Origin of the sequence: Acinetobacter sp. A22, assembly GCF_030913345.1 — a bacterium.
Taxonomy (GTDB): domain Bacteria; phylum Pseudomonadota; class Gammaproteobacteria; order Pseudomonadales; family Moraxellaceae; genus Acinetobacter; species Acinetobacter junii.
This window is the reverse complement of sequence record NZ_CP133162.1, coordinates 651,379-665,325: the sequence shown is the minus strand read 5'-3', so window position 1 is coordinate 665,325 and position 13,947 is coordinate 651,379. Positions and strand designations below refer to the sequence as shown.

General features: G+C 38.8%; 14 protein-coding genes. 10 read left to right on the top strand and 4 right to left on the bottom strand.

All coding sequences use genetic code 11. The features are described 5' to 3' along the window. Positions 1-140: 140 nt before the first annotated feature. Positions 141-2,771 carry a Lon protease family protein gene (locus tag Q9Q86_RS03430; protein WP_005402832.1) on the top strand — a complete coding sequence of 877 codons (2,631 nt, stop codon included), beginning with the start codon at positions 141-143 and terminating at the stop codon, positions 2,769-2,771. 42 nt (positions 2,772-2,813) lie between these two features. On the opposite strand, the gene Q9Q86_RS03425 is transcribed toward Q9Q86_RS03430, so the two are convergent. The 3 genes from Q9Q86_RS03425 to surE all read right to left on the bottom strand — a co-directional run bounded on the left by Q9Q86_RS03425 (position 2,814) and on the right by surE (position 5,572). Next, entirely contained in the window at positions 2,814-3,743 is a 930-nt protein-coding gene (locus tag Q9Q86_RS03425; RefSeq protein ID WP_004953334.1) for a LysR family transcriptional regulator, read from the bottom strand. Positions 3,744-3,880: 137 nt separating this feature from the next. Then, complete coding sequence (locus Q9Q86_RS03420) at positions 3,881-4,693, bottom strand: peptidoglycan DD-metalloendopeptidase family protein (protein WP_004913130.1); 813 nt, start codon at positions 4,691-4,693, stop codon at positions 3,881-3,883. A gap of 108 nt (positions 4,694-4,801) precedes the next feature. Next, positions 4,802-5,572 carry a 5'/3'-nucleotidase SurE gene (gene surE, locus Q9Q86_RS03415; protein WP_004913134.1) on the bottom strand — a complete coding sequence of 257 codons (771 nt, stop codon included), beginning with the start codon at positions 5,570-5,572 and terminating at the stop codon, positions 4,802-4,804. A 103-nt stretch (positions 5,573-5,675) separates the two neighbouring features. On the opposite strand from surE, the gene Q9Q86_RS03410 reads away from it, so the two are divergent. The 9 genes from Q9Q86_RS03410 to purB all read left to right on the top strand — a co-directional run bounded on the left by Q9Q86_RS03410 (position 5,676) and on the right by purB (position 13,194). Next, positions 5,676-6,050 carry an MCR_0457 family protein gene (locus tag Q9Q86_RS03410; protein ID WP_005402906.1) on the top strand — a complete coding sequence of 125 codons (375 nt, stop codon included), beginning with the start codon at positions 5,676-5,678 and terminating at the stop codon, positions 6,048-6,050. A 147-nt stretch (positions 6,051-6,197) separates the two neighbouring features. Continuing rightward, positions 6,198-6,599, top strand: a complete 402-nt coding sequence (locus Q9Q86_RS03405) for an MCR_0457 family protein (protein WP_004959481.1) — start codon at positions 6,198-6,200, stop codon at positions 6,597-6,599. Between the two features lie 114 nt (positions 6,600-6,713). Beyond that, entirely contained in the window at positions 6,714-7,862 is a 1,149-nt protein-coding gene (dacC, locus tag Q9Q86_RS03400; RefSeq protein WP_004913142.1) for a D-alanyl-D-alanine carboxypeptidase PBP5/6, read from the top strand. A gap of 95 nt (positions 7,863-7,957) precedes the next feature. Then, entirely contained in the window at positions 7,958-8,494 is a 537-nt protein-coding gene (locus Q9Q86_RS03395) for a gamma carbonic anhydrase family protein (RefSeq protein ID WP_004959485.1), read from the top strand. 44 nt (positions 8,495-8,538) lie between these two features. Next, the gene (locus Q9Q86_RS03390) at positions 8,539-9,234 is read left to right on the top strand and encodes a hypothetical protein (protein WP_112986151.1); all 696 of its coding nucleotides are present in this window, start codon (positions 8,539-8,541) and stop codon (positions 9,232-9,234) included. A 91-nt stretch (positions 9,235-9,325) separates the two neighbouring features. Then, positions 9,326-9,814 carry an NUDIX hydrolase gene (locus Q9Q86_RS03385; RefSeq protein WP_099948415.1) on the top strand — a complete coding sequence of 163 codons (489 nt, stop codon included), beginning with the start codon at positions 9,326-9,328 and terminating at the stop codon, positions 9,812-9,814. Between the two features lie 4 nt (positions 9,815-9,818). Beyond that, entirely contained in the window at positions 9,819-10,952 is a 1,134-nt protein-coding gene (gene mnmA / locus Q9Q86_RS03380) for a tRNA 2-thiouridine(34) synthase MnmA (protein WP_004913150.1), read from the top strand. Between the two features lie 18 nt (positions 10,953-10,970). Next, positions 10,971-11,702 (top strand): high frequency lysogenization protein HflD, encoded by a 732-nt coding sequence (gene hflD, locus Q9Q86_RS03375; protein ID WP_004913152.1) that lies wholly within the window; start codon positions 10,971-10,973, stop codon positions 11,700-11,702. Between the two features lie 103 nt (positions 11,703-11,805). Beyond that, positions 11,806-13,194 carry an adenylosuccinate lyase gene (purB, locus tag Q9Q86_RS03370; RefSeq protein WP_112986152.1) on the top strand — a complete coding sequence of 463 codons (1,389 nt, stop codon included), beginning with the start codon at positions 11,806-11,808 and terminating at the stop codon, positions 13,192-13,194. 62 nt (positions 13,195-13,256) lie between these two features. Here the strand turns inward: purB and Q9Q86_RS03365 are convergent, their stop codons facing one another. Further along, entirely contained in the window at positions 13,257-13,940 is a 684-nt protein-coding gene (locus Q9Q86_RS03365; RefSeq protein WP_004959502.1) for a glutathione S-transferase family protein, read from the bottom strand. Positions 13,941-13,947: the final 7 nt, after the last annotated feature.

Genomic DNA, 13,947 nt, shown 5'->3' with positions numbered 1-13,947 from the left:
CATCTGCGAAATCTAACCAAATTGACACCGAATGTTAAATGATGAATCACACCATTTATGTTTGTTCGCAAGTCATGAGATATGTTTAGATGCATCTATAGCTCTAATTTCAATTATCGTTTATTTGTTGGATATCAATAGTGACCCAAAAACTTGATCAAATGACTGCAACCGCACTTTCTTTAACACCAACAAACACAACTACAGCAAATTTAAATACCTTTCCAAGCGCTTTTGACCAGACGGATATACAAGAAACATTAAAAAGAACCTCGCTAGCTTCGGAACAACTCACTCATGTTCCAGACCTAGTCAAAATTCCGAATTCGACGAAACGAATCAAACCGCTCAACAATTTTTTAGGGCAAGATCGAGCACGTGCCTCTGTTGAAGCTGGAATCTCTCTGCCTTATTCAGGTTACAATATTTTTGCTGTCGGAACTGCTGGACTTGGTAAACGAACGATGATCAAACGTTTACTGCAACAGCATGCCAAAACGATGCCAACACCTGATGACTGGGTGTATGTCAATAATTTTAAAAATCCTAGACAACCTATCGCACTACGCTTCCCTGCTGGACAGGGCGTAAAGTTCCAAGCAGCACTTCAACAAACTTGGCAAACCATTCTTAAACAATTAGAACGTCGCTTTAGTGCAGAGACCTATCACAATCGAATTGAACGTATTCGTCAAGACACGGGTGATGTACAACAACAAGCACTGTCCGAATTAACCAAAGAAGGCGCAGAACTCGACTTAAAACTCATTTCAAGAAATGACAAGCATGTTTTCGTGCCGATGCAATTAATCGACAATGAATATCAAGAATTAACACAGCATGATATTGATGCTTTAAGCCAAAAAGAACGTTCTGAACTAAGCTCTAATATCCGCTACATGGAGAAAAAGTTAGAGCGTTTAGGCTTACATCTAGGCGATCTTGAAGACGATGCTCGAGATAAAGTTTCACTTTTAAATAGAGATATCGCAGCACAAGTTGTTCTACCTCGCATGGAGCAAATTTTAAATAAAAATAAAGACGTTAAAGGTTTAGAAGAATATTTAAAGCATTATGCCGAAGATGTTATAGAAAACGTTGAACTGATCTTAGAACAAGAGGAAGATGATTTCACGCCTGCTTTGTTCAATCGCGTTCCTTCAAGATATCAAGCCAATGTCATTATTGCCAATAAACCGAATAGTGGTGCTCCTGTTATTTTTGAAGACTTCCCAACCCATTACAACTTACTTGGGCATGTCGAGCAGCTTACTCACAACGGCACAATTACGACAGATTTTACATTAATTCGTCCAGGCTCTTTACACCATGCAAATGGTGGTTTCCTTATGCTTGAAGCTGAGCAATTGCTAGAACAACCCTACGCTTGGCAAGGTTTAAAACGCGCATTAAAGTCAGGGCAACTCAAACTATCGTCTTTGGAACATATGCTGACATTGACAGGTAGTATTTCGATTGAACCTGCCGCTGTTCCACTAGATATTAAAGTCGTATTACTGGCTGAACCTGAAATTTATTATGAAATTTTAGAAGTAGAACCAGAACTTGGTAGCGTATTTAAAATTCGTGCTGATTTTACAGACACATTACAACGTAATGACAGCAATGAACAAGCATATATGCAGCTTATTGCTGATTATGTTCAAGCCGATAAACTTTTACCTTTTGATCGTTCTGCCCTCGCTGCACTGTTAACTGACTCTAGTCGTCAAGCTGAAGATCAAAGCTCTTTGTCACTGCATGCTTCGACACTGGGTGATTTGATTCGTGAAGCACATCATCACGCTTTTAAGAGTGGTGATAAAATCGTAACAGATCAACACGTCAATCAAGCATTACATCATCGCCAATACCGTTTGGGTTATTTACGAGAGCTTTATTGGCAAGACTTATCACGAGGTACTCAATTAATTGAGACTTCGGGGCATCGCTTAGGTCAAATTAATGCCCTCTCTGTTATTCATTATGCTGATGTTGAGTTTGGTCTCCCATCACGTTTGACTGCTTCTGTCTATCAAGGCGGTGGGGATATTCTTGATATTGAGCGAAGTGTAGAACTTGGCGGTTCTCTACACGCAAAAGGCGTGCTGCTCATGGCTAGTTTCCTTAAAGCTCATTTTGGTCGTGAACAAATCCTACACTTCTCTGCTGCTCTTGCATTCGAACAAAGTTATGGACAAGTTGATGGTGACAGCGCAACAGTTGCCGAACTTTCTGCTTTGATTTCGGCTATTTGTCAAATTCCAATTGATCAATCTTGGGCAATCACAGGCTCTATGAACCAACTTGGACAAGTACAACCTATCGGCGGCGTAAATGCCAAAATTGAAGGTTTTTATGATGCTTGTAAATTGCAGGGATTAACAGGAAAGCAAGGGGTTATTATCCCTCGTCAAAACATGCAACATCTAATGCTACGCCAAGATGTTATTGATGCTGTTAATAGTGGTCAATTCCATGTTCATGCAATTGATACGATTGACCAAGCTTTAGAAATCCTGATGGCTCGTCCTGTTGGAACACTCGATAAAAAAGGTCGATATAGCAAAAACTCAATCTATGCTGCTGTGATGGAACAACTTGAGTATTGGCAAGCGATTGAAGATGGTGAAGCAGTTGAAGATGATGAACCAAAGAAAAAGAAAAAGCGTAAAAAAACCAAAAAAGATGAAGTAGATTCAAAAGCAGCTGAAGAATCAACCGCACAAGCGAAAAACTTAAAATCGCTGCGTAAACACAAGAAAAAATAAGATGAAAAAAGCCATGTTCTGATGAGAACATGGCTTTTTTATTTAGGCCACGCCCTGCAAGGAACGCCCACCAGGAAGCTGAGCAAAATATTGTTTTAAGGCATCTATACAGCGATGGACTTTCATTGGATATTGTTCACGTTTCGAGGTCAATGCATGTAAGGTATATGCTGGCATATTCCAATCAGGTAATACCTCAACTAAAGACCCATTCACTAACTCTTTTTGAATATCCATGTATAGAATACGCGCGATCCCATGCCCTTGCTGGCACAAAGATTTTGCAACAAACACATTATTTGTACTTAAGCGTGTTTTCATATCGATATTTACCACTTCCCCACTTAAACCATGACGAAATGAGAAATGCTGATAATTTTGCATTAAAGTCACTGGCAACAATTCATGATGACGTAAATCTTCTGGTCTCGAAATCGGAGGAGCTTGATTTAGATAACTTGGTGAAGCAACAAGTACCTGATCAACTCGTGCTAATGGCACTGCTGTTAACTGATGATCATCAATTTTGAGACTCATGCGGATTGCAATATCAATTCGCTCTTCAATTAAATCAATATAACGATGATCGGCTTCAAAATGGATTGCAAGTGCTTTGTGTGCAGACATCCAGTGAGAAAGTGCTGGAATAACATGAAGCGCACCGAGTTCTGGTGTCGTTGCAATACGTAAGTCACCGACTAAATCATCGCGCAATTCATTGATGCGAATTTTGCCACGCTCTGCTGCTGCAAGCATTTCTTGACAGCTTAAAAAGAATGCTTGACCCGCTTCTGTAAGGCTTAATTTTCGTGTAGAACGATGAAGCAAAGTCACATCCATATCTTGTTCTAAAGAACGGATTTGTTGACTGACTGCGCTTGTTGTAATTCCCAGTTCTCTAGCAGCACCGCTAAATGAACTTTTTTCAACAACGCACGCAAAAACCCCCATTGCACGCAACTGATCTAGCATAGACTTCCCTCTCAAATTATTAATATGCTTATTGTTCTAATTAAAGCAATCAATATGAGTATACAGAGAAGTCTACTCCTAGACTAGAGATTCTTAACAATTTGTTGAAAGTTTGTTAAACAAATAATGATGTATATTTAGTTAGGTAAAACAGTGGTTGGATTAACAGGTTTACCATCTAATCTAACTTGGAATTCCAGCATGACTCTAGTCGCTCCTGAAGAACCCATTTCAGCAATCTTTTGACCAGCTGTCACATTGTCACCGCTTTTCACCAACATTTTACTGTTATGTGCATAAGCAGTAATGTAACCATCAATGTGCTTGATCAGAACCAAGTTGCCGTATTCTTTTAGACCATCCGCTGCATATACAACTTGACCATTTGCTGCTGCATAGACTGGATCACCCTCATTTCCACCATAACGGGTCCCTTTGACATTACTTGCCAGATTAAAACCTTGAATCACAGGACCGTTGCTAGGTTTTACCCAGCGTAAACCCGATGCTAAAGTTGAAGCAGTTGGTGGATTGACAGGTGTTGGCGTAATAACAGGTGTTTTTGGTACAACTGGCTGTTGAGTCGGTAAATTAATCGTTTGACGTTGGATAGGAGTTGCTTGAGTGATCGCCTGCGTCGACGTAGTACGCTGACTGACTGAGCCTTTAAGTCTTAGTGACTGATTCACATAAATTCGATACGGAGCTGCAATATCATTCAGTGCAGCAATATCTAAGTAGTTCAAACCATAGCGGTTTGCGATCCCACTCAGTGTATCCCCTGAACGCACTGTATAGTAATTAGGTGCATTCACGTAGCGTGCGCCACCTTTATATTGCGGTTTAGATGCACACCCCGTCACAATTACTGTCGTTGCTACTGATAAAGACAATAGGATTGTTTTAATCATTTTCTTTGTTAGAAAAATCGAGACTTGGTTTGAATGCATCTTCACCCTCATCGAAACCTGAATTATATTTGCGCCTAAGAGTATCAAAAAAGTGAAAAAAAACGAGTTCTCACTTTCTATATTCACAAAGTTATAACATAGCAACCGCTAACCATTAACAAGAACATGTAAATTATCTAAAATCGCGTAGTTCGTTGCATCCATTTGAATTGGAGTAACACTGACATAACCATTCGACACTGCAAAAAAATCTGATTGAATATTGCTAGAAACAGCCTGAGGATCAGTTACTGCCTCTCCAGCTAATCCAATCCAATAAACTTGTCTTCCTCGGGGGTCAACATGACTACTTACAGGTTTAGATTGCGCTCTTCGCCCTTGATACGTCACTTTTGTACCTTGGATTTGAGCCACATCTGGAATATTAATATTAAAAATATGACGAGGTGGTAAAATAGGTAATCCATTTGCAATAAAGTCATGGACCCATTGTGCTGCTTGCGCATAATGCTGAGGGTGTTCATATGATCGAACATTTGAACCTGCCAAAGAAACAGCAATCGCAGGATGTTTCATTAACCGTCCTTCAAATGCAGCTCCTACCGTACCTGAGTACAATACATCATCACCAAGATTTGCACCGCTATTGATACCACTCACAACCAGATCAAATTCAAAATCAAATAGACCATTCATTGACAAATAAACACAGTCCGCAGGCGTTCCATTCACTGCCCAGACGTCTTCAGAGATTTGAACTGGTCGCAAAGGACGATCTAATGTCAAAGCACTAGAATAACCACTCCGCTCACTTTCAGGTGCAACCACAACCACTCGACCTAATGGCTTCAAGGCCTGCGCTAAAGCTTGTAGTCCTGGGGCAAAAACACCATCATCATTTGCAATCAAAATATTCACTAAATTCCAGTCTCTTCAAATATTACTAGGGAGTTTTTTCAATTGAATTATTCATTGAATTATATATATTTATAACTTCTTAGTATTAGAAATTTACATTGCCATGAGACATTTATCTAATTTTATTCGATTTTTTGGGGTGAGTTTCACACTTGTAGCAGCATCTGTAGCATTTGCTGACGAAGCGGTTTCAGTCAAAGAAGCAGATGCATTAATCAAAGATGATATTGCAAATGCACAAGTACTTATCGAAATGTGTCCAAACCTCATCGGTAAGAATGCTAAATTTGACCAAAACATTAAAAAGATGGTCGGTTCTTATTTAAGTAACTACTCGGACAAGACTGCATCTATAGACAGCTTACAAAAAGATGCTGAATTTCAAAGTCTGCTCAAAGATGCACGTTCTGCTGCAACAGAAGTTGAGAAATCAGAACAGAAATCAGTATGTGAAGATGTCCTTAATTTCGAAGAATAAGTTTTGATATAGGTAAATGTGGTTTTATTTCTCAGATTTAAGATCACATTTTCTCCATTGTTTCTACAGCAAAGATACAAATTTCAATCCCAGTTATGCTATAAGTTATTCAAATTCTTTAAGTCTTGTTTTTGAGTTTGATTTCTTATGACTAAAAATGTTTTAAAAACACTGGGTTTATCATTTCTCTTAGCGTCTACTGCATTTTCTGCAACCACTTATGCAGCAGAAAAAAAATCAGAAACCGAAAAAATTGAAGTTACTCCGACCTCAGAAAATGTCACTCAACAAGAGTTAGCTGCAATTTATGTGCTTTCTGAAATTTGCCCTCCATTAATCGGCAAAGATCTTAAGTTTAATAAAGCCTACGACAATCTTGTTAAAGCCTATTTAGATAATGATCCAAAAGCTGTTGATGTACTCAATAAGCGCGCAAAAAGTAAAGATTTTCAGGCTGCTTTGACAGAAGCACGTAATGATGCAAAAGCCGCATCTGATGAAGATAATCGCCAAATTTGCGACGATGTTCGAAATTATTATTCTAAGTAACCGATTCGTTACAATACTGTGTTAAAAAGCCGACTTCCCCCATAGAAGTCGGCTTTGCTTTGTCCTAAAATGCTAGGCTCTTCTGCTTCACACAAGATATTGGAACGATCTAGAATGAATCAAAAAAGCGCTCTTGCTGCATTATTACTTTTGCCAAGCTTTTCATATGCAGCAACTGTCCTATCTGCTCCACCAGAACTAAATAATAAATCCTATGTATTAATGGATTATGAGACAGGACAGATTCTCGCTGCAAAAAATGAAAATGAAAAACTTGCACCTGCTTCAATGACTAAAATGATGACAAGCTACATCATTGAGCAGAAACTTTTGAAGGGGGAATTGACTGAAAACGAACAAGTACGCATGAATGAATCTGCGTGGTGTCGTGGAAGTAGTACAGAATCATGTATGTATGTACCGCTTAATGGAACAGCAACTGTTCTAGAAATGCTTCGCGGTATTATCATCCAATCAGGTAATGATGCTTCTAAAGCAATGGCTGAACATATTGCGGGCAATGAAGGTACATTCGCCCACATGATGAACCAAGAAGCTAAACGCGTTGGAATGGTAAATACACACTTTATCAACTCAACAGGTATGCCTGCTGATGGTCATTACTCAACTGCAAAAGATATGGCAGTTCTTGCTCAGCATATTATTAAAGATAGCTCAAAGTATTACCCAATTTACTCTGAAAAAGAATTTACATTTAACGGTATCAAACAAGGTAACCGTAATGCCCTTCTCTATACAGACCCAAGTGTAGATGGTTTAAAAACAGGTCATACTGAAGAAGCTGGTTACTGTTTAACAACATCAAGCAAACGTGGTCCTATGCGTTTGATTTCTGTGATTTTTGGTACACCAAGCATGAATGAACGTGCGAGCCAAACTCGTACATTATTGGCTTGGGGTTTTGCAAACTTTGAAACTGCTAATGTTCAACCAGCAAATCAAGTTTTAGCAAAAGCAAAAGTATGGTTTGGTAAAGAAGATGAAGTTCAAATCGGTTTGGCTGAAAACTTCAACGTAACTATGCCTAAAGGTCAAGCTGACAAAATCAAAACTCAAATCGTCGTTCAACCAAAACTGAATGCACCTTTGGCTAAAGGTCAAGTTGTAGGTAAATTAGTTGCGAGTCTTGATGGAAAAGTGATTGCTGAAAAACCACTAGTTGCATTAAAACCTGTTGAAGAAGCAGGCTTCTTTGCCCGTATGATCGACCATATCAAACAGTTCCTTAGCAACTTATTCTAATTCTTAGAATAAACAAGCTAATCAAGCATTCATGCTATTTAGTATGAATGCTTTTTTATTTTATAATTCATGCAAATTATTTATTGTATTTTCTCATGGCTAAAAATATTCGTCCTTATTTAGATCATTACCCTGATATTGATACGAGTTGTTATATTGATGAAATGTCAGTAGTCATCGGGGATGTCAAGTTAGCTGAGAATGTTTCAGTTTGGCCTTTTGCCGTTATTCGCGGTGATGTCAATTCGATTCAGATTGGTAGAAATAGTAATGTACAAGATCATTGTATGTTACATGTCAGTCATAAAAATCAATCTAAACCTAATGGTTCACCTTTAATAATTGGTGATGATGTGACTGTAGGTCATCATGTGACCTTGCATGGTTGTACTATTGGCAATCGTGTTTTGATCGGTATTAATACCGTTGTTTTAGATGACGTGATTATTGAAGACGATGTAATGATTGGTGCTGGTAGTCTTGTGCCACCACGTAAAGTCTTAAAAAGTGGTTATTTGTATGTAGGTAGCCCAGTCCAGCAAGTCCGCCCTCTCACAGATAAAGAAAAAGCATTTTTACCTTATTCGGCGCAAAACTATGTGAAAGTGAAGAATGATTATAAACAAAACTAATTTATTAATTCTGTTTATAATATTAACGAAAACTACGGAAGATTATGAATAAAACAACAATATATTTGGGTTTATGTATATTAACTATTAATATCTTAACAGCATGCTCTCACTATAAATCTGATAGTAAAATCATGAGTACCGACTCTTATTATGCAACAGCTGAAGCAGCTTCATTGAGTTTCATAGCAAGTGATTTAAAGCATCATCAAGTTTTTACTAATAATTTAAATAAATGCCCAGCCTATACATCTCCATCTCAACAAACTCCTCTATCAAATTCATACAGAGATATAATATCTACTTGTGAAAACAATAAATTTAAATGCTATCAATCTTGTGTGGAAAGTGATGCTGTGGCCTGTTATTTAGTGGCGTTATCATTACAAGAAGCAAATTATAAACTTCCAGCCGAACAAGTATTTCAAAGAAGTTGTGAGTTAGGCATCGCCTCTGGTTGTACCAATAGGGCTGCTGGAATGTTGAACTTCACAGAACACTTAACCACTGAACAAAAAAAGTGTATTTTTTCAACATTTGAGAAAACTTGTGACTGGCGTGATCCTTGGGGATGCACCATGTTTGCAGACCAATTAATTTCTGAGGAAAATACTGAACCTAACTATAAAAAAGCTTTAAATGTTCTCAATTATAGTTGTAAATATGGTGATACTGATCCAGCATGCCAATCGGCAAAGAAACTACGAAAATTTATTAATAGTAAAATTAAACCTGATTAAAGCAGTTAGTGGCTAAATCTATGATTCAGCCACCATAGCCAAAAACTCTCAAATTTTGTAGAATACGTTTTTTAAAATCATGGTGCTTTCTATGACCGCTTGGACACCTCATGTCACAGTCGCCACTGTAGTTGAAAAAGACGGACGTTTTCTGTTTGTTGAAGAACACAGCGAAGGCTTTGTACATACCGTGTTTAATCAACCTGCTGGTCATGTCGAATGCGGTGAAACGATTATTGAAGCAGCGATCCGTGAAACCTTAGAAGAAACAGGTCATCATGTAGAAATAGATCATTTGCTTGGTATCTATACCTATACCCCTCCCATGTTTCCAGATCGCACATATTATCGTTTTTGCTTCTTGGCACATGTCACCTCGGTTGAGGGAAATGCACAACTAGATACCGATATTGTCGGTGCAGTTTGGATGAGTTTAGAAGAGCTGCAAGAATCCGCTCGTGCGCGAAGCCCATTAGTTTTAAAAGTAATTGAAGATGCCCTCGCTGGTAAGAAATATCCTTTATCGCTTATTTATGAGCACCCTTTCTCTCCCTCATTAACTTCTCATTTGGATGCTTAATTAGATGCAACAACGTGTCATCGTCGGTATGTCTGGTGGTGTAGACTCCTCTGTTTCTGCCGCGCTTTTACTTCAACAAGGATATCAAGTTGAAGGTCTTTTCATGAAAAACTGGGAAGAAGATGATGGTACGGAATACTGCACAGCCCTTGAAGATTTAGCAGATGCGCAAGCCGTTGCAGACAAGATTGGAATTAAACTGCACACCGCAAACTTTGCCATGGAATATTGGGATCGTGTGTTTGAGCATTTCTTAGCTGAATATGCAGCAGGTCGTACTCCCAACCCAGATATTCTATGTAATAAAGAGATTAAGTTCCGTGCGTTCCTCGACCATGCTATGACTTTGGGTGCAGACTTTATTGCAACAGGTCACTATGCACGTCGTGGTGTAAGCACGCAAAACTCTCGTGGTGAAACCTATGCACCATTATTACGTGGTGTGGATAATAATAAAGACCAGACTTATTTCTTACATGCAGTGCATGGTCGTGAAATCAATAAGACGCTGTTCCCTGTCGGTGAAATCGAAAAGCCAGAAGTTCGTCGCATTGCTGAACAACTTGATTTAGCAACAGCGAAGAAAAAGGACTCAACTGGTATTTGCTTTATTGGTGAACGTCGATTTACCGACTTTCTTAAACAATATCTTCCTGCTCAAGCTGGAAAAATTGTCTTAGACAACGGCAAAGAAGTTGGTGAACATCACGGCTTAATGTACTATACGCTCGGTCAACGCGGTGGCATCGGTATCGGTGGTATGAAAGGTGCGCAAGAAGGTGCATGGTTCGTACTTCACAAAGACATTGCCAACAATCGTCTCGTCATTGGACAAGGTCATGAGCATCCACTTATGCAAAGTAAACAACTTTGGAGTGAAGCGATTGATTGGGTTGCAGGTGAACAAGAGATCCCAACTACGGGTTTCCGATGCACAGCAAAAACTCGTTATCGTCAGCCTGACCAAGCGTGTACAATTTATCGTGACGAACATACAGAAAATGGTATTCGAGTTGAGTTTGATGAACCACAACGTGCTGTAACTCCAGGGCAAAGTGTGGTGTTTTACTCAGGAGAGGTATGCTTAGGCGGTGGTGTCATTCACCATACTGATGCACCTCAACCAGATTTTATTTAAGGATATTGGAATCGAAGCATGGCGGAGTTACCCTTTCAGCACACCCAAGCGTTGAATGTAAGACAAAACCGTGCTTTAGCATTGGCTGCTGTCTTCCAAGCAACTCAGCTGACCCATATGACTGCGATGGCGGGACAGCAGAGTATTGGAGATAGTGGTAATTTTTATTTTGAACTACTGATCAAAGCAAGTTTAAATATTCGTCCAGCGACCAACAATGCGACTCAAACTTTAGATTTCTTTAATCAACTGGCTGATATTTCACTAGGTTTAAAAACATTAGAAGGTTGTATTACTCAACCATTTAATACTGCACCAAAATCCCGAGTTCCTAAACTTTCGACAGCTAAACTTCCAATGTCCTATGCTATGGCATTATTGCAGTTGGAAAAGAAAGTTTATAGCAATCCTGAATACGTCAAAATTATCGAAACGGCTCAACAAAAAATCCTAAAACAGTTATCTTTTTTCGATAATAACTATTTGCACCCAAGTATTATTGCCAATTTAGCTCAGACCTATGTTGAAACTGCTGGGCAAATTAATCCACGTATCCTTGTCCGTGGTAACGCTGAAGCTTTTAAAGATATGAATCATACAAATCGAATCCGTGCTTGCCTCTTTACAGGTCTACAACTTGCGCATTTATGGCGACAACTAGGCGGTAGTTCATGGAGTATGATCTTTAGTAAACGTAAGCTTTTACAAGATATTCAAGCTCTTGCTCGTTTGCAGTATCAGGTCGTTTAAACCGATGCTAGAGCAAATTTTTTATACCGTTTTACAACCTCTATAAATCTCTCTTGAGGAATAAATAAAGTTCTGCAAGAGAGACAAACTTTAAGGAATCTGTATGAATGCTTTAACCGCACTCTCACCACTTGATGGACGTTATGCGAGCAAATGCGATGCGCTACGCCCTTTTTTGTCTGAGTTTGGTTTAATCCACGCTCGTGTCACTGTTGAAGTGCGTTGGTTACAAGCACTTGCAAATCGTGCAGAAATCATCGAAGTACCTGCATTCTCTGCTGAAACGAATGCTGCTTTAGATGCGATTGTGACGAATTTTTCTGAAGAAGATGCAAACCGCATTAAAGAAATTGAACGTACAACTAACCATGATGTAAAAGCAGTTGAATATTTCCTTAAAGAAAAAATTGCCAATATTGATGAATTAAAAAATGCGGGCGAATTCATTCATTTTGCATGTACATCTGAAGACATCAACAACTTGTCTCATGCATTAATGCTTAAAAATGGTCGTGAAGTTCTTGTTACAAGCATGAAGCAAATTCTGAACGCAATTTCTGCTTTGGCAACAACGCATGCAGAACAGCCAATGTTATCCCGTACTCATGGTCAAACTGCTAGCCCAACAACTTTGGGTAAAGAAATGGCGAACGTTGCTTATCGTTTAGCGCGCCAAATCAAGCAATTTGAAAATGTTGAATTATTGGGCAAAATCAATGGTGCAGTAGGTAACTACAATGCTCACCTTTCTGCTTATCCAGAAATTGATTGGGCTGCACATGCACAAGCATTTGTTGAATCTTTAGGTCTAAGCTTCAACCCATACACCACTCAAATCGAGCCACATGATTACATGGCTGAATTGTTTGATGCATTACGTCGTTATAACACGATCTTGATCGACTTTAACCGTGATGTTTGGGGCTATATCTCTCTTGGTTACTTCAAGCAAAAATTAAAAGACGGTGAAGTTGGTTCTTCAACAATGCCTCATAAAGTAAACCCTATCGACTTCGAAAACTCAGAAGGTAACCTAGGTATCGCAAATGCGGTATTAGGTCACTTAGGTGAAAAACTTCCAGTTTCTCGTTGGCAGCGTGACTTAACTGACTCAACTGTTCTTCGTAACATGGGTGTTGGTTTTGCACAAAGCTTGATTGCTTTTGATGCTTGCTTAAAAGGTATTGGTAAACTTGAACTCAATGCTAACCGTTTAAATGAAGATTTAGACCAAGCACAAGAAGTTCTTGCTGAACCGATCCAAACAGTAATGCGTCGTTATAATGTTGAAAAACCTTACGAAAAACTAAAAGCACTTACTCGTGGTCAAGCAATGACACGTGAAATGATGGTGAACTTCGTTAATGGTGATGAACTTCTTCAAGTTCCAGCTGATGAACGTGCTCGTTTAGCAGAGCTTACTCCTGCTACATATACAGGTAATGCTGCTGAACAAGCAAAACAAATCAATGATTTGATTAGCAAAATCTAAGCTGATCATTCAATCATAAAAAAGCAAAGCCTCGGCTTTGCTTTTTTATTTAAATCAATAAATTAAAAATTATCGAGCCATTTTGAAATATTTGCAAAGCCTAATATTTGTGCACCAAATTTTTGGCTAGTTCTAACAATTTCTAGAAGTTGAGATGCAACTGCTATATCAGCAATCGTCTGCTGATCTCCAACCAACCAACCTGTCTGATTTAAAACCAACTCAATACGTTTTAAGTGTCTAGTAAATTCAGCTTCAATATCGGCTTGAGCCATACGACCTGTACCTTGCATCTTTACTTGAAAACCCAATGCCGATTTCAGTAATGGCTTCATTAAATGCTTTTCAAATGCAGGACGACCTTCTGAGCTGATTTCAACAACTTGATTGAACGCTTTTTTATCACTTACACGAAAATGCACTTCATAAAAATACAAGACTTCATCCGCCCAATCTTCCCAAAGCTCTGCGTAAGCACATTGCATAGGATCTTCAGGATAAAGTCGAGGAAGCTCGGGAAAGTGTTGATCTAAATAACGTGCAATTCGAGTGCTATCTTGAACTCGTTCGCCATTAATATCCACGACAGGTAACTTGCCGACTTTACTCAGCAAAGGGACTTTGCTACCCAGTAAGCCGTTGTAATTTATTGTTTCAAAAGGAATACCTTTAAACTTCAACATCCGTGAAACTTTTTGACAAAAAGGTGAAATTTCCCACTGATGTAGAACAATAGAGTTTGACATTTTTATA